This is a genomic window from Extibacter sp. GGCC_0201 (genome assembly GCF_017566055.1).
Taxonomy (GTDB): Bacteria; Bacillota; Clostridia; order Lachnospirales; family Lachnospiraceae; genus Extibacter.
The window spans coordinates 47969-66994 of sequence record NZ_JABFCH010000002.1; the positions used below are offsets into that span (position 1 = coordinate 47969).

Below are 19026 nucleotides of genomic sequence, written 5' to 3' on the forward strand. Positions count from 1 at the left end.
GAATCATTTACAATGATTACAGAAAAGAGGTGTGACATGAAGAATCAGTTTGGAAGATCACTCCGCTCCCAGATGGATAAGGCCGGGATTAAGGAAAGCGAGCTGGCAGACGCTCTCAGCTATGACGCCACATACATCAGCAAATGGATTCATGGAAGCAAACTGCCGTCGGAGCGGAATGCGGAACGGATCATCGGACAGATGGCGGATTGCTTCACTGCACAGACACATGTGCCGGATGAGGCAAAGAGAGAAGCACAGAGGCAGCAATGCCAGGCAGAGCTAAAGATGGCCTATGCAAGTGACAGGAGCTATCTTATCTTTCAGAATTACAATAACAATGCTATGTCCTTTGCTGACGACCGTCATACATTGATTGAGCTGACAAGAGCCGCTTTCGTGCAGGCGATGGATCTGTATGACGGGCACGTCAGCATAACGGCGACATTTGACCTTTTCCGCCTGTACGGTAAGGAGTTCAGGAGCCTGATGAAGGAGCTTCGCGATGCCGGAGTGCATAAGGTAGAACTGAGCCTGGCGCTGGAGCCGGAAGGATTGACCACAGATTATAATTTTTATGCGGCCGTCATTATAGACACCATAGGAAGTTTTGATTATATTGAGATGTCTATTGTATGCAGGAAGCCGGAGCAGCCGTCGATTCTGGTAATCAATGACCTGCTCTGCCTGCAGGTTCTGTGGAGCGTGGGCGGAGAGATATCCGCTGTATTCTCTATGGAACATAGCATCATTAGCCGGTTTGCCTCTGTCTGCCAGCAGATTGCGGAGTCAGGGGAAAAGCTATTGGATCCGGCCGAGCCGGAAAGTCTCAGGCGGACGAACGTGCAGCTCGACTCCTATTCGGACCGGCGCCAGTGGCAGTTCTTTAATGAACCTCCCGCCATGCTCTTCCCAGGGGAAATCATGGACATCTTTATTGCACAGGCAGAAGATGAAAGCTATGCGCGCTATCTCGTAAAGCTGAAGAAGGTATTTGCAAAACGCACATGCAAAGCACGGATAGATCTCGTTCTGTATTCTTCTATGCTAAATGAGTATTTGGCGAACGGCAATATAAGCGTCGGCAATGTCAGCCATCATCTGACGCCGGAGCAGACACGAATCCACCTCACATATTTGAGCCAGGTAATGTCGGAAAACCCGGATGTCAGGCTTTATGTAATCAGAGACACCGTCGTTCTGAGTGAAGAGCTGAGAAGGGCACCCTCCATCTTTTTGGATACATATTCTTTGAATATCGAAAACTCCAAAAAGAAGCCAAACGATAATTACCACATATCTATGGATCCGAGGATGCGGGGCGCTTTTGAGCAATTTTTTGAAAAAATGCTTCAAAAGCCGTTCTGTAACAGACTGACGGCAGAAGATGTGCTACGCTATCTGTAAAGCCGGAATCTTAACGGACTTGAATTTCTTGAATTCAAGTCCGTTTTTCTAATTGTCAATTTATTCACATCTGTTCAAGTGTAAACAGGCTGAGAGGATTTTATAATGTAGACATAGCAGCAATGCAACTTGATATCTCATTAGAAAAGGGGGAACAGATATGGAAGAAAACAAGGCAAAGATTGGACAGGTGATTGCTATAGGCGGGGCATTCATGGGATTCGTCATCGGCTCCAGCTTTGCGTCAGGACAAGAATGCATGCAGTATTTTACCGGCTTTGGCGTGGCGGGAAGTGTTGGTGCCGGCGCAATTGCACTCGTTCTGTATGCATGGTTCGTGAGCACGATCGTGGAAGACGGCAGGTATCTCAAACTAAATAACTCAGGCAAGATGTTTAATTTCTATCTCGGCAAATATCTTGGCTTCGCACTGGAATGGTTCACGCCAATCATGCTGTTTTTCGTATATTCTATGATGATTTCGGGCGCAGGCTCGACATTTGAAGAATATTACGGAGTAAATGGCAACATCGGCCGTGCGATTATGATTATCGCTTCGCTTGGTACCGTCCTGCTCGGACTAGAGAAGCTGGTTAAAATCGTAGGTTACATTGCACCGGTTCTTCTCGTTGTCACGATGTTTATCGGAATATTGTCGATTGTAAATAATCCGGAAGGTATCGCGCAGGCAGACCAGAACCTGAAGACTGTACAGGTGAATACTAATTTTAATAACTGGGCGTTGTCCGGTCTTATGTATGGGGCATACACGGTTACAGGAGTCGTGCCGTATCTGGCAGATATAGGGAAGTCCACTGCGACGAACAAGAAGAATTCTATCCTGGGCGGATTGTTTGGCGGCGGTGCGTTCCTTATCGCAGTTATGATTCTCAACTTCGGACTGCTGGCGAATATTACAGATGTCTACAACCTGGAGATTCCGTCTCTCTTTGTAGCGGCATCCATAAGTCCGGTATTCGGCCATATCTTTTCGGTCCTGCTGCTCCTTGGAATCTACACGACGGCGGTACCGATGCTGTATACCGTGTGTAATAAGATATCTTCAGACGCAAAAAGCAAAGCATACCGCGTTGCGGCAATCGTGACAGCCATTGTCAGCATTTTTGGCGGACAGCTGTCGTTCTCTACCATGATCAGCATCATTTATCCCATTTCCGGATACGCTGGCGTTGTGATTTTTGCAGGAATGATTTATACAAAATACATTAAGAAGAAAAAATATGAAGAGTTTGATGAAGAAGATGTTCTCATCAAGAAGATGTAAAGGAGGATTATTATGAAAAAAGTATTGGTAACCGGAGGAACACAAGGTGTCGGGCTTGAGACAGTAAAACTATTGCTGGAACAGGGCTATGAGGTACATATCACTTACCGCCGTTCCGCGGGCAAGGCCGAGGAACTTATGCAGCAGAACCCAGGCCGTGTATTTGCCTATAGGCTGGATCAGGGCAGGATTTCAGAGATTGAGCAAGCCAGCTTTCTGACGGAACATGAGTGGTACGGCGTGATATTCAACGCGGCCCTTGGATCAGGCACTGTCAAAGACTATGCTGAGCAAGGAGACCCGCTGAAGGCGGCAAATGATGTGGCGATGATGACCGTGAACGCCCTGGGTCCTCTGTGGATTTATAAAAAGATCCAGCCCGTAATAGAAGCCAAGACGGAAAAGACAAAGCTCATATTTATCTCCTCTGTGGGCGGCGGAATTGCATGTTTTCCCAAATTCACCTTGAGTGACGGTATGAGCAAATGTGCGGTGGCTTATCTGGCGAAACAGCTGGCTGCAGAAAATACCCATACGCCGATTGACGTATTCTGCATCAGCCCGGGAGCCATTGAGACGCCCATGTTCTATTCCAGTACATTAAAAGGTATGACTCCGGAAGAACGGGCCGCCTTTGATGCGGCTCAGGCTAAGAAGAGGCTGATTCAGCCTACGGAAATCGCGTTCTGGCTAGGGGAACTTCTCCGGGATGAATCAACCCTGATGCATGGAGCCAATATTGACGCTACGATGGGACTGGGCGTCCGCCCGGGAATCCAGACGGAAGCGGGTCTTCAACATAATTAAACAGGAGGTGCAGAAATATGCTTGAATTTCTATCGGAGCGGGGGAAAAAATGGGTGCGGACCTTGCCGCCACTTGTAAAAGCTCATTTTGACAATTTTTACAATATGTATGACAAGGAGACAAATTTGACAGGCCTGATTAACATGGGTACCGCAGAAAGTCATCTGGTAAACACAGAAGTCTGTAATCTTCTGAGGAAGGCGTCGGAACGTATGGACCTGACGGGATATAATATCCACTATAACAAGTTTGAGGGCAGTGATGAATTCCGCTCGGCCATCGCGGAGCACTGGCAGAAAATCATATTCAATGATGACAGAGAAGTAAGACTGGATAAAGAAAATGTGGCCACTTGTGCGGGCTGTACGGTCGCTCTTGATACACTGGCAACACTACTTGCAGAGCCAGGGGATGTATTCCTGATTCCGGCCCCTTATTATTCCAGTTTTGTGGATGACATCAATGAGCGGGCAGGCGTGATTCCTGTCGGCGTACCATGTGATGAAACGCTGGACCGGGATGCCTTTGAAGATGCTTATGCAAAAACGGTAAAGGAAGGGAAACGAGTGAGGGCCGTGCTGTTCTCAACACCCAACAACCCAATCGGCACAGTATATAAAGAAGTGGCAGTACGGGGGCTGCTTGACTTTGCCATGGAGCACGATCTGGACGTGATATCAGATGAAATCTATGCGCAGACGGTGTTTGACCCGGAAGCGGAGTTTGTCAGCACGATGAAGCTGGTTCCGGCCTCATACCGCCACAGGGTGCATGTGACGAGCAGCTTTGCCAAAGACTTTGTCCTCTCTGGGTTCAGAACAGGCTTGTGCATCTCATTTAATCCTTGTATCATACAGGGCTTTGCATCTATGATTTATTATGCATCCGTATCTTCACACACGCAGTCGCTGCTGACGGCCTTGCTGAAATCACCGGAGCTTCCGGGCATCATGGAGCTTTCAAGACAACGCCTTGCCGCTGCATATCACATCATTGCCGAAGGGCTTAAGACAATCGGCGCACCGACTATGAAAGCGCAGGCAGGTATCTTTGTGATGGCGGACTTTTCCGATTACATGGAAAAGCAGGAATTTGAAGCTGAACATGTACTGTGGGAGAAGATATATCATGAACTTATGATTAATGTTTCGCCGGGGCAGCTGTTCGGGTGCGAAAGACCCGGATGGTTCCGGGCATGCTATGCCTTTGATCAGGATACGGTTGAAGAGGCATGCAGGAGGCTTGCAACATTGAAAAAGTAACGTTCTTTACTACTAATAGTGGCAGGATAATGTTATAATTGTATTTAACTTCTTCTTTTCTGCAAGTTCATTGAGAGGACGGCAGCTGGATACGTTTAATGCCAAGATAGAGCAGGTAATACATACGATGGAAAATAACCAGGAGGAGCTGGCTTCTATAAAGGAGAATCTGGACGAGGATTATCTGACCCGGGCGAAAGCAGCTGCCTACGTGGTGGAGAAGAATCCCGGCGTGCTGGGCAGCGTGGAGGAGCTTAGGAATCTGGCTGCTCTGCTCGACGTGGATGAACTGCATGTTACAGAGGCGGACGGAATCATCCGGTATTCTTCCGTTCCAAAGTATGTCGGCCTGGACTTTCACAATGGCAGGCAGATGAGGGGATTTCTTCCGATTCTGGATAGTGACAGTGAAGATATGCATATCATTCAGGAAGCACAGCCGAATACTGCGGAAGCGAAGATGATGAAATACGTGGGAGTATCGAGAAAAGGAGTTAAGGGTCTTGTACAGGTAGGACTGGAACCGGTCCGCCAGATGGAGGCTCAGGAGAGGAACACCTATGATTATATATTTGACAGGTTTCCTACAGATGTAGGGGAAGAATTCTTTGCTATGGACGTGGACAGCGGCAAGATTGTGGCCCATACCGGCAAGAGTGGAGATATCGATGAGCTGGAGGGCTATGGACTGGAAAGCCTTAAAACGTGCAAGGCAGGGGCATACAGGACCATGGATGACGGATTGGAATGTTACGTAGTCACAAGAGCCTATGAAGATGTCCTCATAGGGGCATACAAGGATAAGGCTACGTTGTATCATACATTCTGGAAAAATATACTGCTGACATTCATCTACCTGCTGGCGGTCGAGGCAATTGCAGTGCTGCTTCTGAACTATCTTGTAAAACAGAAAGTCGTAAGCGGCATCCATAAGATCCGGGACCATCTGTCGGAGATAACAAAAGGCGGGCTCGATACAAAGGTGGAAGTAGGAGGGGCCCCGGAATTCGAAGACCTAAGCAATGGTATTAACAGGATGGTAAAAAGTGTCGTGAGCAGTTCTGACCGCATATCCAAAATCATTGCCATGTCACAGATTCCGCTTGCGGCCTTTGAGTATCAGAATGATATGGATTATGTATTCGTTACGTCCAAACTCGGCGAACTGCTCGGTATGGACGCTGATATGCTTGAGCGCTATACGAAAGACCCGGAGGCCTTTTTGCATATGATTCAGGTATTTATGGAGAGTGCGGTTGAAAATGAAAAGGATGTGTACTATGCCGGTGCACAGAGATACGTCCGCATACATTTTACTATAGAAGATGCAGGGTATTATGGGGCAGTTACAGATGCCACGAGAGAAATGCTCGATAAGCGGAAGATGCTGTATGAGAATAACCATGACCAGCTGACCGGACTCAGCAGGTATCCGCATTTTAAACAGAAGGCGTCTCAGATATTAGGCAGTTTGAATGATGACGAAATATGTGCGTGTGTCATGATGGATCTGGATGCGTTCAAGAAGATAAACGATACGTACGGACATGATGTCGGTGACAGGTACCTCCAGGAATTCGCCCAGATTATGAAAGAACTTCCGAAAGAACACTGTCTCGTGGCAAGGCGCTCCGGAGACGAATTCTGTATCTTCGCTTACGGATACAGGCAGGAGGATGAGATAAGGGCCATGTTGGACAATTTCTGGAAAGTGCTGCAGTCAAAGGCTATCAGCCTTACCGAAGGAACAGAATGTATGATAAGCGCTTCCGGGGGATATGTATGCACGAGCGACAGGAAGACAGGGCTGACCTGTCTGTTCCAGCAGGCAGATGCAGCCCTGTATGAAGTAAAAAGAACAAATAAAGGCCACTATGAACTTTAATTTAGGACGTAAGAGAATTGAAAAGGGTTACGTCCCAAATTGAACTTTGTGGTGTACCTAAATGAAATAAGGGGTGTACCTATATGAAAAGCAGCAGGCTTTTTCAGATTTTATATCTTTTGATGGAGCATCGCGGCCTGACTGCCGGGATGCTCGCAGAGCGTCTGGAGGTATCGGTGCGAACGGTCTACAGGGATCTGGATGCGCTTTCGGCCGCGGGGATTCCGGTCTATGCCCAGAAGGGGCAGGGAGGGGGAGTCCGTCTGATGGAAGGGTTCAAGATAGAGCGTTCTCTGCTCAGCGTGGAGCAGCAGGAGCAGATTCTGACAGCGCTGCAAAGTCTGGACTCGGTGGGGGCAATCGACAGCAGCGGACTTCTTACACAGCTGTCCGGCCTGTTCGGCAGGAAGGCGGCAGACTGGCTGGAAGTTGATTTTGGCAGCTGGGGAGCGATGAAGAAGGAAAAGGAATATTTTGAGCTGTGCAGACGGGCGATATTAAATTGCAGGCTCATTTCTTTTGCGTATTTTAATTCTTCCGGCGGCTGGTGCGAGCGTACCATAGAGCCGATGAAGCTGTGCTTTAAGGGAGGGAACTGGTATGTGTCAGGATATTGCCGCAGAAGGCGCGGATTCCGCTTGTTCCGCCTGAGCAGGATAGAGAAGCTTACGGTGGAGGAAGAGATGTTCATACCGAGAGAGTATTCCGAAGAGGAGAGATGCGGGACGGACCTTGAGATGATTCCTATGAAGATAGCATTTGCCAGGGAAGCGTCCTTTCAGGTGATGGACTTTTTCGCTCCGGAGGACATCGAGGTGGCAGAAGACGGATCCATGCTTGTAAACACAGCATTTCCACCGGGCTTATGGATCAAGCGTTTCCTGCTGTCATTTGGGGCTCTGGCAAGGGTGATCGAGCCTGAGTGGGTGCGACAGGAGATGCGAGAAGAAGCAGAAAAAATCCGACAGTCTTATGAAATATGACAGAAGGTGTCAGATTCCCTGTAATATAATAATAACAGGACACTGTGGCAATAGGAGGTAAGTAGTATGATTGAACTGCCGGAAGCCCTGTCGAGGGCGGAGGAGCTGGATAAGTCGATTACGGGTAAGACGGTGGACAAGGTATACCCTCCGTCTTCGCCGCATAAATTCTGCTGGTTCAACGGTGAACCAGATGATTATGACGGCCGGATGCGTGGAAAGAAAGTAAAGGGAACGTCCGGGTTTGGAATATATGTGGAGCTTCAGCTCAGCGAAGGCATCCGCCTCTGCTTTAATGACGGTGTCAATGCAAGGCTGCTTGCTCCTTCGGACAGTATACCGGTAAAGTATCAGCTGCGTATAGACTTTACGGATGGATGGGTATTGCTGTTTACGGTTGCCATGTACGGCAGTATCATCTGCTTTGAGCACACGTATGACAATGAATATTATGTCATGAGCAAGGAGGGCCTGTCCCCTCTGGCAGAGGGATTCAATGAGGCGCATTTTCACAAGCTGCTGGAAAGCGTGAAGCCAGGCATAAGTGCAAAAGCATTTCTGGCTACGCAGCAGAGGATACCGGGACTAGGTAACGGAGTGCTCCAGGATATTCTCTTTAAGGCCCGCATCCATCCGAAGAAAAAGATTGGACAGCTGACAGAGGAAGAGGCCATGCGGCTGTTTGGCTGTATCAAGGAAGTGCTCGCAGAGATGTCCCGCCTTGGGGGGCGGGACACGGAGAAGGATATCTGGGGAAATCCGGGCAGCTATCACACGATACTGTCTAAGAACACATACAGGCAGAAATGCCCCGTGTGCGGAGGTGATATTGTCAAGTCGGCGTATCTCGGCGGTTCGGTCTATTATTGCCCCGAGTGCCAGCCACTGTAATAATGCTGATGGACTACAGACATTGAGTTGTACTTGGGTAGCACGCACATAGTAAGAAAAGGAGATGTTATCATGGCGAATTCATATACTGTAATCGATGAACAGAACTGGAAAAGGAAGTTGCACTGCCAGATATTCAGAAACAGCATAGAGCCTGCATTCTGTGTGACTTTTGAGCTGGATATTACTGATTTTCTGAAGGAAGTAAAAGCGAAAGGTTTATCTTTTACCATGTCACTCATATACGTTGTGGCAAGATGCGCGAATGAAATCGAAGAATTCCGCTACCGGTTTGTCGAAGGACAGGTAGTCTTATTTGACCGTATAGATACAGCGTTTACCTATCTTGATCAAGAGACAGAATTGTTCAAGGTTGTGAATGTCCCCATGAAGAGGACGGTGGAATCGTATGTTGCGGCAGCACAGAAAACGGCCAGGGAGCAGAAGGAATATTTTACAGGACCGCTCGGCAACGATGTATTCCAGTTTTCACCGCTCCCCTGGGTATCGTACACACATATTTCCCATACGAATTCCGGAAATAAAGAGAATGCGACCCCTCTGTTTGACTGGGGAAAATATTTTGAAAGAGATGGGAGGCTGTTGCTGCCGTTTTCAGTCCAGGCACACCATTCCTTTGTGGATGGCCTCCATATTGGCAGGCTCGCGGAGTCTCTCCAGGATGCCCTCAACAAAAAAATATAATATAGATGTCTGTTACGCTGCAATAGGTAGAGGAGGACAGTATATGTCAGATATAAAAGTCAGGATAATGAATATGGAACAAACTAGGATATATGGTTTGCGTAAGATGTCCAATGACAAAACGATATCGGCAGATATTAGGACCATCTCTGAAAAGTATCGTTTAATTTTGGATAATCCTGATGCTGTACTCCCATTTTATGTCCTCTCCAGGTATTATGATGTGAAGAGCAGAGGCTTCGAGCTGTTCATCGGCGGGACTTTGAAAAATGAGAAGCTGGAGTATCAGATGATTCCGGCGGGGAAATATGCCTGCATTACAATCAGGCCCAGACTGGGATTTCTGTGGGGAGCCGCCGTGAGAGCCGCTAAAACATATTTTTATACGAAGTGGCTCCCGGACAGCAAGTATGAGGCATTAAATCTGGAGTATGAATATCATACAGAGAAAAGTATGGGAAGGCATCCTTCCGTGGATATCATGTTTGCCGTACGCAAAATTCAATAAGACATGAAGGAGGCTGTAAGACCTATGTGTCACATACATGTCTGAACGGACCGTCCCAATCGATGGACTACATTATGCACGCCTCTCATCCTTTCCTGTGTGCAGCAACATAGTCGGCTCCAAAGCATATAGCCGCCAGGATAAGCAGCGAAAAGGTGTTCACCAGATTTTCTGAGAGGCTCGGATTGTGTTGCCGGGTAAATATAGGGATGATACGGTTTATCCCGATGCTCAACGGGATGCACAATAGAAAAGAGAGTCCTGCCGCGCATGATTTTCGGTCCGGCAACAAATGAAAAACGATATATATACACCAGATTCCAATGATGGAGAGGGCGGAGATGGAGCCACCGAGTGTAAAGACAATAGGCAGCTTCAACAACCGGCTCAGAACCGCCAGATATGGAATTATAAAAATGCTTACAGCGGCAAGCAGCTTTCGGATGACTCTGCTTTTCGCCTTAAAAGCGGGCAGCAGCATGACCCAGCTGAAAAGCAGGGTGGCAGTAACGAGCAGAGACCATGTCAGCGAACCTGTCAGGCAAAAGTCGCATATGATACATGTAAATATAGCGATAAGAAAGGTGGCAGACAATGCAATTAATGAGCCCTGCCGTAACTTTTCAAACTTAAGCTTCGTGCTCCGGTTAGAATACTGAAGCGCTTCCGCTACCATGGCTTCGGTATGTTCTGGCTGTTCGCCTTCTTTCCTTTCGCCGTTGAGCAGTTCGCTGGTAGATACATCCAATGCTTTAGCCAACGGAATCAAAAGGGAGATATCGGGACAGCTCAGTCCTCGTTCCCATTTTGATATCGCCTTATCAGTCACGTCCAGACTTTGAGCCAGTTCTTTCTGCGTCAGATTCTTCTCCTTTCGCATTGTGCAAATGAATCTTCCTGTTTTTTCACTTTGATTGATTTCCATTTTATAATTCCTCTCTGATTTTATTGCTATAGCAGCCCTCTGATAATAGTATTATAAGTGGGTTGAGCTTGCAGAATCAACCGATTCTTGGTTGAATAACGTACTCGACCGCTGGTTTACCTGTTATTTGTTGTATGAGAACTGCTTATAACACTGCATTCCAGAGCAGCTGGTAATCTTCGAAGGAACCGCATATTTCTCCACGGTCCTTCAGCCATGCAAGGTAAGAACGCACCGTGCTGCCAATCAGGACATACTGCTCAAAGCTCATGTCAAGCTGATATTGGGTAAAGAGCTTCTGCAGTAATGACTCGAATGTCTGCGGGACTTCGCATATATGCTTGATATGCTGTGCGATTTCCAGTATCTTTTCCTCATTCAGCCTGGCCAGCGGCCGGATGTCTCTGGCTGCATCTGCGTGAGAAGGAACGAAAAGCTCCGCCTGCATGACGCTGACGCGGTGCAGCGTATCCAGATATGCAGCCACGTCATAGAGAAAGGTGAGACCGTATTTTTCAAGGGCCGGCTGGCTGCTCAGACAGTCGGCAAGAAAGACTGTTCCGTCAGGCGTTCGGTAGCCGGCCATATCGAAGAAATGTCCTGGCAGAGGGATGATGTCTATCTCCGGTGGAAATCCTGGCGCGGTTACGTCTTCTGCACAGCTTGGCGCAGCCATAAGAAATTTATGACGGAGTTCTTTAAACGGATAACCGCCGTATAAGAACGAAGGCTCCAGAAGAGTATGCTTTGTAAATGCGGCTTCGATGCCGGGAGCATAAATCTTGCAGCCATACTGCTGTTGCAGGTAGCGGTTGCCTCCTATATGGTCTGCGTTAGAATGGGTATTGAGAATGGCCTTCAGGTTCCAGCTGTTTTGTTCCAGCACTTTGCGTACTTTGCGGCCCGCATCCTTGTCATTGCCGCTGTCGATTAGATAGACGTCATTACCTCCTGCTTTGTATATGCCTATTTTTACAGGGGCCTGTATATAAAAAGTCCTTTCTCCTGCCTGTACTAATTCAAACATGACTGCCTCCTTTTGATGAACCCGTATCATACATTGTCGCATATTATCCACGGCACGGTATCGCCGTTACAGTTATTATATAGAGGCTGTCATATATTTTCAAGATTTAGAGAAGATTGCCGGCACAGGCATTGCTGACGCCCTAAATCATAGACACAGAGAAGACTTAAGGAATCCCTGAGAGGAAGAGGCCCGCAAAGCGGGCTACTCTTCCTGACATAAGTGATTGTAGAGAATATCTATAAATTCTCCGTTGGCTGGCCTCTGCTTCAGATGGAAGCCGGCAATCTCATTCAGAAGTTCCCGATTGCCCTTATACCAGCAGCTTGAAATGGCGGTGCGGATACAGTGCTCCACATTATCTCTGGACGTGCCAAAATAATCTGCAATATCAACATATAACGTTTTGTAGACCGACAGCAGATAATCTTCACTAGTAAAGCACAGCTTCAGACCATACAGAAGAAAGTGGAATCCCTTCAGTGTAGAGCGTATCCCGAGCCTTAATAACAGGGCTCTTGTTTTATCCATAATGCCTCCTTTCGACCTTACGGGTATATTGTATAGAATACATAATGTAAAGGATGGAGGCGGTCGTAAACAGAGCAGAAATAGTCATAAACGACATTATTCGACAATAACAGAAATATTATGACATAGATGGTGCCAATTATGCTGCATTAAATTCTTATCAAATGTCCCTCCATGTCCTGACGAACAATGATAGGATTACAACATTATAAAAAGGAGGAACATAAATTATGGAACAAAACACAAGCTTCATACCGGAAATCTATATCGGTGAGAATGGGAACTGGTTTATCAATGGTTATGACACAGGAGTCAAAGCAAGAGGTGACGATGGCATCACGCCTCACATAGGAGTCAATGGCAACTGGTACATAGGGGAATCTGACACGCAGGTTCCGGCCACAGGACCGAAAGGCGGTAGGGGCGAAAAAGGAGAGACAGGCCCAGCTGGTCCGCAGGGTGCCACCGGCGCCACGGGTCCGCAGGGGCTGACCGGCCCCCAGGGATTGACAGGGCCACAAGGTCCGACAGGAGCCACAGGTCCACAGGGAGCCACAGGACCGAAAGGTGATACTGGTGCTGTCGGCCCGCAGGGACCGACCGGCGCAACTGGTCCTAAAGGCGACCCAGGCGTATCAGGACCGCAGGGACCGAAAGGCGACAAAGGCGATACGGGTGCTTCTGGACCTCAAGGCCCGCAGGGACTACAGGGAATCCAGGGCCCGAAAGGTGATAAAGGGGAGCAGGGACCGGCAGGCCCGGTGAATATCGCCAACAATCTTGAGACGACGGAGGAGGGGTATGCGCTAGATGCCAGACAGGGGAAAAAACTCAAAGATACAATAGGTAATAGTTCTATTGTCGAAGTTGGTAGCAATAATAGTGGCTACTATCGTAAATATGCTGATGGGACATTAGAAATGTGGGGATATCGTTCTGTAGCGGTAAAAAATTGGCTGACATACACGTCTTTTGTGTACACTCATATCACGAACGTCTCTTTCCCTGTCGCTTCGATAACAAACGTGACCGATTTACAAATCACCTGTGTACGTAATGGGTTGATGTTTGCAACAGTGGCTACAAGCCAGAACCCCAGGGCGGCATTTGATTTATACATTACAACAACGGCTAGCCTTGAAACAGTAGTTTTTAACTGGCATGCAATCGGACGTTGGAAATAAACCATAGCAGAACATTTTGAGAGCTTGGTGACAGGCTCTCTTTTTAATACGGCTTTAGCCCGTTGAGTATGTAGGAGTTTCTCTAAAGAGAAACGGAGACATGCGAAACAAAAATCCACCTGCTATGCGGGTGGTGGCCCTCTGTAATACAAAAAAATCACCTTTCTGTTATTATAGAGTTGTTCAGGCTACTACAATAACGAGAGGAAAGGTGATTTTAATGGCAAACAAAAGTAACGATTTAGCACATACAAAATGGATGTGTAAATATCACATTGTCTTCCCTCCAAAGTATAGACGAAAAATTATATATAATCAATATAAAGAAAGCATCCGAGATATATTGAAACAGTTATGTTCTTATAAAGGAGTAGAGATAATCGAAGGGCATCTTATGCCCGACCATATCCATATGCTGGTAAGTATACCGCCAAAGATGAGTGTTTCCAGCTTTATGGGATATTTAAAGGGAAAGAGTGCGTTGATGATATTTGAAAAGCACGCAAACCTGAAGTATAAGTTTGGGAACAGACATTTTTGGTCAGAAGGATACTATGTAAGTACCGTTGGACTAAATGAGGCAACCATAAAAAAGTATATACAGGAGCAGGAAAAAAGCGATATTCTACGAGACAAGTTAAGTGTAAAGGAATACGAGGACCCCTTTAAGGGGTAGCCAAGTAGTACAAATGCCCTTTTAAGGGCGGCGACGAGTCAAGGGCATAGTAGCTTGAACAAAGTGAAAGCCAGCGTCTTTAGGCGCTGGCCGGTAACAGAGGCTTATAGCCTCAGGGCAAACCACCCGTTTTACGGGTGGTCAAGATTGATAGGAAATATAATATGAATAACAAAGAATCAAATCTATCTTTGGGCAGTATGGGAAGAAGGAGCAAGACGAACCGTATCATACATCACCACGCGGAGGTATCGCCTGTTCGGTGTTGCATAACTGTATAATTTACGATGTAAAGAGAAAATGGTTCAGTATACAGAAAACCCGCAATCCCTCTGTTTTCAAAGGATTGCGGGTTCTGATGATTTTTTCGGATATGGAGTATACGGGATTCGAACCCGTGGCCTCAACAATGCGAATGTTGCGCGCTCCCAGCTGCGCTAATACCCCATAACGACAGTATACCACTACAAGATGAAAAAGAAAAGTAGTGTATCGATATTCGTAAAAAATGAACAGAAGGCAGGTATTGATTTTTATTAATTTTGAAATGTTGAAAAAGGCTTTAAAAGCATATAAGATGTTCTTATACGGAGGTAGGAATATGCAGACCAAAAAAGAAAGCATCAGGGAAGAAATACTCAGGGCGGCACAAAAAGAATTCCTGCTTCATGGTTATGAAGCTGCCTCTATGCGGGTAATTGCAAAAAAAGCGAATACAACGCTGGGAAATATATACCATTACTTTCCGAACAAGGAGGCAATCCTATCTGAGATATTGGAAGAACCGCTGGAAAAGCTTTCAAAACTGGTAGAGGATCATCTGGAATTACAGGTCAGGGCCTATACGATGGACGAAATGCTGGACGCGATAAGGGAAATGGATGATTTGAGTAATTATAAAGAGTTTCAGTACATGCTTGATGAACGGCTGCTCATCCTGTTTGAATTAAGAACGACCCGTTTCATCGAAGCAAGGGAAGCGTTTGTTAAAAAGTTCAAAAACCATATGGCATGGCATCTTGGCATGGAAGACAGCGATTCCCCATATATTGACATATTGACTTCAACATTTATCTCCTGCATCCGCCACGTATTGTTAGAGCATAAAGATACGGAAGATGCCCAGAAAGAATTTATCAAGGTATTTAAGATGCTGTGTACAGGGCTGGTTGTCAACGAGCAAAAGCTGTAACCGGCTGTAAAATAATGAGAACTGCCTTCTGACAGGAGGCAGTTTTTTTACTTCCTGAGATTTGAATAATGAACAGCTGTTAAGTTGTGATTTTTATACAGGCGTTGCTATTGTAAATCAATACAGAAGCCGTTAATATAAGAGCCACAAAAGAACCGGAACGGGCGGGATACCGTACATCCGGGACGGTATACATTAAAAGGAGAGGCAGAAAGCATGAGTATCGTGGCATTAAAAGACGTAAGCAGAATATATGAAAGCGGAGGACGAAAGGTATATGCCCTTAACAAAGTATCATTTACAGTAGAAGAAGGAGAATTTACTGTCATACTGGGACCGAGCGGAGCGGGCAAAAGTACGCTTCTGAATATTCTTGGAGGAATAGACCACGCAGATGAAGGGGAGATAAGGATTTCCGGTCTGGACATCGCAGCGTTGAACGAAAAGGAGATGTCTGGCTACCGGGCCGAAAAGGTAGGGTTCGTATTTCAATTTTACAATCTGATACCGACATTGACCGTCCGCGAAAACGTGGCTCTTATGAAAGAGCTGAAAAAGGATGCCGCGTCCCCGGATGAAGCTCTTAAAAAAGTCGGCCTCAAAGACCACGGGCGTAAATTTCCGGACCAGCTGTCAGGCGGAGAACAGCAGAGGGTATCTATCGCGAGGGCGATAGCAAAGAATCCCGATTTGCTGCTCTGTGACGAACCGACAGGCGCCCTGGACAGCGAGACAGGCTGTATGGTGCTGTCAGAGCTCAGAAGGCTATGCAAGGAGGAAGGCTGTACGACGCTCATCGTCACTCATAACGCTAACCTTGCCCAGGCAGCAGACAGAATCATCAAGGTAAAGAATGGCCGGGTCGTAGAGAATCACGTGAATGAACAACCTGTTAGTATAGAAGAGGTGGACTGGTAATGTTAACAAGAAAGATGCTGCGGGATATATATAAAAATAAAGTACAGTTTACCGCCATTTTCCTCATGATGTTTATTGGATGTTTCCTTTTTTCCGGAATTACCGGAGAATGGAAAGGCCTGGAGAGGAATTTTAATAATTATTTACATAATCAGAATATGGCAGATATCTGGGCATTCCATCATTTTACAGAAAATGACCTGGAGCAGGTCAGGAATGATGACCGCATTACAGAAGCGGAAGGCAGGATGCTCCTGCCGATGGTTCCCACTGATAACAGAGAAGCATCGCTGGATACCTATGTGGCAGAAAGTGACAACATATCAAGGCTTCATGTCAAGGAGGGGCTCCCGTTTGACAGCAGCCAAAAAGGCATATGGCTGGATGCGCTGTATGCCGAAGAGAATCATTACAAGGTCGGCAGCTACATGGGGTTACAGTACAAAGGACTGGAAATCAAGGGGAAGATTCTCGGTCTTGTCTATAGCCCGGAATATATATATGGTGCATCCGAAGGCGGTATGATGCCGGAACATAAGAATACGGGATTCGCATGGATTAGTCCGAAGCTTCTGCCAGAGGAAGTTCCATACATCTTGAACGAGATTGTGGTGAAGACTGCAGGTCCGGAGAATAAGCAGCTCATACAGGATATACTTGATGACGGTAATGTGGTTGCGATAGAGGCATCCAGATATCCGGGCATATCCATGGTAAATGATGAGATAGAGCAGCACAGGACGATAGGAACGGCCTTTTCAGCTGCATTTCTTCTGATAGCCGTGATGATTGTCATGACAACCATGCATCGGCTGCTGAAGAACCAGAAGATGCAGATAGGCATACTGAAGGCATTGGGTTTTACAAAGAAGAAGCTGATTATCCATTATCTGTCACACAATGCCTTTATCTGCCTTGCCGGAGCACTTGGAGGGTTCGTGTGCGGATATCGTTTTCTTCCGGGACTGATATACGGGTTTATGAAGCAGTTGTACGTATTGCCTCTGTGGGGAGGGTATCTGCCTCCTGCCTATTATCTTCTGCCGCTTGGCTGCACGTCCCTCTGTGTGATTATCAGCGGTCTGATCTGCCGGAAATACCTTAAGCCGGACGCGGCCACTGTATTGTATGCTGATATGCCTAATGGAGGTGTGAAGGAACTTCCAAGAGCAGCCCGCTGCCTTGGATTTGCAGGAAGATGGAATCTCAGGGACATCGCCAGGAACAGGCTGAGAAGTGTTATGAGCCTGTGCGGCATCCTCGGCTGTACGGCGCTTCTTTTCTGTGCGTTTGCGCTATATGATACATTTGTAAATCTATCGGACTGGACGTTTACGAAACAGCAGGACTATGAATGCAAGATAACGGATCTGCCAAAGGAACAAGGACAACAGGACATTCTCGCGATGACGGACGGGGAATATCTGATGGAGAGCAGCGCATCCATCCTTACAGGAGAAGCGTCATCAGAGCCAGACGGTGAAGGAGCCAGGAAAAGTAAGAAGGTGGAGAAAAAAGACGTTACACTTACCGTGGCAGAAAGCACGCGATATGTGAAGCTGGCGGAAAATCTGGAAACATTTACAAAGGTGGATGGAGGAATCGCGCTGTCAAAGAAGACGGCAGACAGCCTTGGAATCAGGAAGGGGGATGTCATCACATGGAAACCAGCAGGCGGCAAATCGTATATAAGGTCTGAAGTTAAAGCAATCATCCGTACGCCGCTTAGCCAGGGGATTGTCATGATGAGGGCAGATTATGAGGACACAGGCCAGGTATATGAGCCAAGTGCCATCATCGGAAAGGAGCCGGAACATGGCTTTGGCTTTTACGAAGACGAATGCAGCATATCATACCAGACGGAGCTTACCAAGAGTGTGGATTCTATGATGGATGGAATGGTGATGATGATAACTATCCTCGTACTTGGAGCGGTGATTCTTGGAAGTGTCATGTTGTATAACCTGGGCATCCTGTCTTATATGGAACGGTACCGGGAATTTGCGACGATGAAGGTGCTCGGATTTGCAGATAAGAAGATACGGAAGATAATGATACAGCAGAATGTATGGCTGTCCGTACTTGGGATACTTATCGGCATGCCGGCGGGATACGGCCTGCTTTACTATCTGCTTTCCACCATACCGGACTCTATGGATATACCCGTATATATAAAGGCTGAATCGTGGGTGCTGAGCGCGGCCGGAACGCTTATGCTGTCCTTCCTGATCAGCCGGATAGTGTCCAGAAAGATTCCTCACATTGACATGGTAGAGGCACTGAAGGCGGAGTAATTGGGAGTTTAGTGAAGCAGGACGCCGCGGGGAGGTAGGGGGCAGATGCTCCGATGCGTCCGGGAACTGCGACTCTCACACAGATTCCTAAGATTGTGGAGTGTTCGCCGATAGCGGCTTTCACCCCACAATCCAAGGAATCTGGTGAGGATTCTTAAGTCCCTCCCGCTTAGACCTTCGCATCTGCCCCATACCTCCCCAGCGGCTATCTGCTTTACTGGCATGGGCGGGGGTGGCGGTGTGACGTTGCTGGCAGATGGAAGGGCTTTGGCTGTGTCAGCATAGTGATAAGGGGCTAAGCAAGCTAAAGCCCTTTGACGAAAAGAATCCTAATATAAGAAGAGCAGGAATCAAGTACGAGGATGCTTATAAGATGACATCTCCTGCCTGGTTCCGGCTCTTCTTGCAGCAACAGCGTGTATGCCTCGCTACAATTGCTTAACAACGAACATATTCGCCAGCCTGATTCATCTGGACTAGCAAAACTCTTATCATTCATCTGCTCTTTGTGTTATTCACATTAAGCTTGTGATATTTTATCATTCA

At 47.1% G+C, this 19026-nt stretch carries 17 protein-coding genes and 1 tRNA gene; 14 read left to right on the plus strand and 4 right to left on the minus strand.

Annotation, left to right across the window (positions count from 1 at the left end):
• Nucleotides 1-36: 36 nt before the first annotated feature.
• From HJV72_RS01535 to HJV72_RS01575, 9 genes are all read left to right on the plus strand, one after another.
• On the plus strand, nucleotides 37-1407 hold the full coding sequence (locus HJV72_RS01535) for a helix-turn-helix domain-containing protein (protein ID WP_208068139.1): 1371 nt from the start codon (nucleotides 37-39) through the stop codon (nucleotides 1405-1407).
• Between the two features lie 160 nt (nucleotides 1408-1567).
• The gene (locus HJV72_RS01540; protein WP_208068141.1) at nucleotides 1568-2692 is read left to right on the plus strand and encodes a YkvI family membrane protein; all 1125 of its coding nucleotides are present in this window, start codon (nucleotides 1568-1570) and stop codon (nucleotides 2690-2692) included.
• 12 nt (nucleotides 2693-2704) lie between these two features.
• The gene (locus HJV72_RS01545) at nucleotides 2705-3499 is read left to right on the plus strand and encodes an SDR family oxidoreductase (protein WP_208068143.1); all 795 of its coding nucleotides are present in this window, start codon (nucleotides 2705-2707) and stop codon (nucleotides 3497-3499) included.
• A 17-nt stretch (nucleotides 3500-3516) separates the two neighbouring features.
• Nucleotides 3517-4761 (plus strand): aminotransferase class I/II-fold pyridoxal phosphate-dependent enzyme, encoded by a 1245-nt coding sequence (locus HJV72_RS01550; RefSeq protein WP_208068144.1) that lies wholly within the window; start codon nucleotides 3517-3519, stop codon nucleotides 4759-4761.
• 127 nt (nucleotides 4762-4888) lie between these two features.
• The gene (locus HJV72_RS01555; protein ID WP_243765482.1) at nucleotides 4889-6646 is read left to right on the plus strand and encodes a sensor domain-containing diguanylate cyclase; all 1758 of its coding nucleotides are present in this window, start codon (nucleotides 4889-4891) and stop codon (nucleotides 6644-6646) included.
• 83 nt (nucleotides 6647-6729) lie between these two features.
• Nucleotides 6730-7629: a helix-turn-helix transcriptional regulator gene (locus HJV72_RS01560; protein ID WP_208068146.1), complete on the plus strand. Its 900-nt coding sequence runs from the start codon at nucleotides 6730-6732 to the stop codon at nucleotides 7627-7629.
• Nucleotides 7630-7695: 66 nt separating this feature from the next.
• Complete coding sequence (locus HJV72_RS01565; protein ID WP_208068148.1) at nucleotides 7696-8520, plus strand: endonuclease VIII; 825 nt, start codon at nucleotides 7696-7698, stop codon at nucleotides 8518-8520.
• Nucleotides 8521-8592: 72 nt separating this feature from the next.
• A complete protein-coding gene (locus HJV72_RS01570) occupies nucleotides 8593-9225 on the plus strand; it encodes a chloramphenicol acetyltransferase (protein ID WP_208068151.1) in 633 nt (210 codons plus the stop codon).
• Nucleotides 9226-9268: 43 nt separating this feature from the next.
• A complete protein-coding gene (locus HJV72_RS01575) occupies nucleotides 9269-9733 on the plus strand; it encodes a GyrI-like domain-containing protein (RefSeq protein ID WP_208068153.1) in 465 nt (154 codons plus the stop codon).
• An 85-nt stretch (nucleotides 9734-9818) separates the two neighbouring features.
• On the opposite strand, the gene HJV72_RS01580 is transcribed toward HJV72_RS01575, so the two are convergent.
• The 3 genes from HJV72_RS01580 to HJV72_RS01590 all read right to left on the minus strand — a co-directional run bounded on the left by HJV72_RS01580 (nucleotide 9819) and on the right by HJV72_RS01590 (nucleotide 12216).
• Nucleotides 9819-10658, minus strand: coding sequence for a helix-turn-helix domain-containing protein (locus tag HJV72_RS01580; RefSeq protein ID WP_208068155.1), 840 nt, complete (start codon nucleotides 10656-10658; stop codon nucleotides 9819-9821).
• Between the two features lie 145 nt (nucleotides 10659-10803).
• Complete coding sequence (locus HJV72_RS01585) at nucleotides 10804-11685, minus strand: MBL fold metallo-hydrolase (RefSeq protein ID WP_208068156.1); 882 nt, start codon at nucleotides 11683-11685, stop codon at nucleotides 10804-10806.
• Nucleotides 11686-11889: 204 nt separating this feature from the next.
• Complete coding sequence (locus tag HJV72_RS01590) at nucleotides 11890-12216, minus strand: sporulation initiation factor Spo0A C-terminal domain-containing protein (protein WP_208068157.1); 327 nt, start codon at nucleotides 12214-12216, stop codon at nucleotides 11890-11892.
• A gap of 230 nt (nucleotides 12217-12446) precedes the next feature.
• Between HJV72_RS01590 and HJV72_RS01595 the strand changes: the two genes are divergently transcribed.
• Nucleotides 12447-13400 carry a collagen-like protein gene (locus HJV72_RS01595; RefSeq protein WP_208068158.1) on the plus strand — a complete coding sequence of 318 codons (954 nt, stop codon included), beginning with the start codon at nucleotides 12447-12449 and terminating at the stop codon, nucleotides 13398-13400.
• 220 nt (nucleotides 13401-13620) lie between these two features.
• Nucleotides 13621-14076: an IS200/IS605 family transposase gene (gene tnpA / locus HJV72_RS01600; protein WP_208068377.1), complete on the plus strand. Its 456-nt coding sequence runs from the start codon at nucleotides 13621-13623 to the stop codon at nucleotides 14074-14076.
• 374 nt (nucleotides 14077-14450) lie between these two features.
• Here the strand turns inward: tnpA and HJV72_RS01605 are convergent.
• Nucleotides 14451-14523, minus strand: a tRNA-Ala gene (locus tag HJV72_RS01605).
• Between the two features lie 154 nt (nucleotides 14524-14677).
• Between HJV72_RS01605 and HJV72_RS01610 the strand changes: the two genes are divergently transcribed.
• The 3 genes from HJV72_RS01610 to HJV72_RS01620 all read left to right on the plus strand — a co-directional run bounded on the left by HJV72_RS01610 (nucleotide 14678) and on the right by HJV72_RS01620 (nucleotide 18480).
• Complete coding sequence (locus tag HJV72_RS01610) at nucleotides 14678-15268, plus strand: TetR/AcrR family transcriptional regulator (RefSeq protein WP_208068159.1); 591 nt, start codon at nucleotides 14678-14680, stop codon at nucleotides 15266-15268.
• Between the two features lie 216 nt (nucleotides 15269-15484).
• Entirely contained in the window at nucleotides 15485-16186 is a 702-nt protein-coding gene (locus HJV72_RS01615; protein WP_208068160.1) for an ABC transporter ATP-binding protein, read from the plus strand.
• Nucleotides 16186-18480, plus strand: a complete 2295-nt coding sequence (locus HJV72_RS01620) for an ABC transporter permease (protein WP_243765484.1) — start codon at nucleotides 16186-16188, stop codon at nucleotides 18478-18480. The genes HJV72_RS01615 and HJV72_RS01620 overlap by 1 nt, the downstream gene beginning before the upstream one ends.
• Nucleotides 18481-19026 lie beyond the last annotated feature (546 nt).

What these genes read in the sequence shown, in the direction of transcription:
- HJV72_RS01535 (WP_208068139.1), top strand. Translation starts at nt 37, where the DNA reads ATGAAGAATCAGTTTGGAAGATCACTCCGCTCCCAGATGGATAAGGCC.
- HJV72_RS01540 (WP_208068141.1), top strand. Translation starts at nt 1,568, where the DNA reads ATGGAAGAAAACAAGGCAAAGATTGGACAGGTGATTGCTATAGGCGGG.
- HJV72_RS01545 (WP_208068143.1), top strand. Translation starts at nt 2,705, where the DNA reads ATGAAAAAAGTATTGGTAACCGGAGGAACACAAGGTGTCGGGCTTGAG.
- HJV72_RS01550 (WP_208068144.1), top strand. Translation starts at nt 3,517, where the DNA reads ATGCTTGAATTTCTATCGGAGCGGGGGAAAAAATGGGTGCGGACCTTG.
- HJV72_RS01555 (WP_243765482.1), top strand. Translation starts at nt 4,889, where the DNA reads ATGGAAAATAACCAGGAGGAGCTGGCTTCTATAAAGGAGAATCTGGAC.
- HJV72_RS01560 (WP_208068146.1), top strand. Translation starts at nt 6,730, where the DNA reads ATGAAAAGCAGCAGGCTTTTTCAGATTTTATATCTTTTGATGGAGCAT.
- HJV72_RS01565 (WP_208068148.1), top strand. Translation starts at nt 7,696, where the DNA reads ATGATTGAACTGCCGGAAGCCCTGTCGAGGGCGGAGGAGCTGGATAAG.
- HJV72_RS01570 (WP_208068151.1), top strand. Translation starts at nt 8,593, where the DNA reads ATGGCGAATTCATATACTGTAATCGATGAACAGAACTGGAAAAGGAAG.
- HJV72_RS01575 (WP_208068153.1), top strand. Translation starts at nt 9,269, where the DNA reads ATGTCAGATATAAAAGTCAGGATAATGAATATGGAACAAACTAGGATA.
- HJV72_RS01580 (WP_208068155.1), bottom strand. Translation starts at nt 10,658, where the DNA reads ATGGAAATCAATCAAAGTGAAAAAACAGGAAGATTCATTTGCACAATG.
- HJV72_RS01585 (WP_208068156.1), bottom strand. Translation starts at nt 11,685, where the DNA reads ATGTTTGAATTAGTACAGGCAGGAGAAAGGACTTTTTATATACAGGCC.
- HJV72_RS01590 (WP_208068157.1), bottom strand. Translation starts at nt 12,216, where the DNA reads ATGGATAAAACAAGAGCCCTGTTATTAAGGCTCGGGATACGCTCTACA.
- HJV72_RS01595 (WP_208068158.1), top strand. Translation starts at nt 12,447, where the DNA reads ATGGAACAAAACACAAGCTTCATACCGGAAATCTATATCGGTGAGAAT.
- tnpA (WP_208068377.1), top strand. Translation starts at nt 13,621, where the DNA reads ATGGCAAACAAAAGTAACGATTTAGCACATACAAAATGGATGTGTAAA.
- HJV72_RS01610 (WP_208068159.1), top strand. Translation starts at nt 14,678, where the DNA reads ATGCAGACCAAAAAAGAAAGCATCAGGGAAGAAATACTCAGGGCGGCA.
- HJV72_RS01615 (WP_208068160.1), top strand. Translation starts at nt 15,485, where the DNA reads ATGAGTATCGTGGCATTAAAAGACGTAAGCAGAATATATGAAAGCGGA.
- HJV72_RS01620 (WP_243765484.1), top strand. Translation starts at nt 16,186, where the DNA reads ATGTTAACAAGAAAGATGCTGCGGGATATATATAAAAATAAAGTACAG.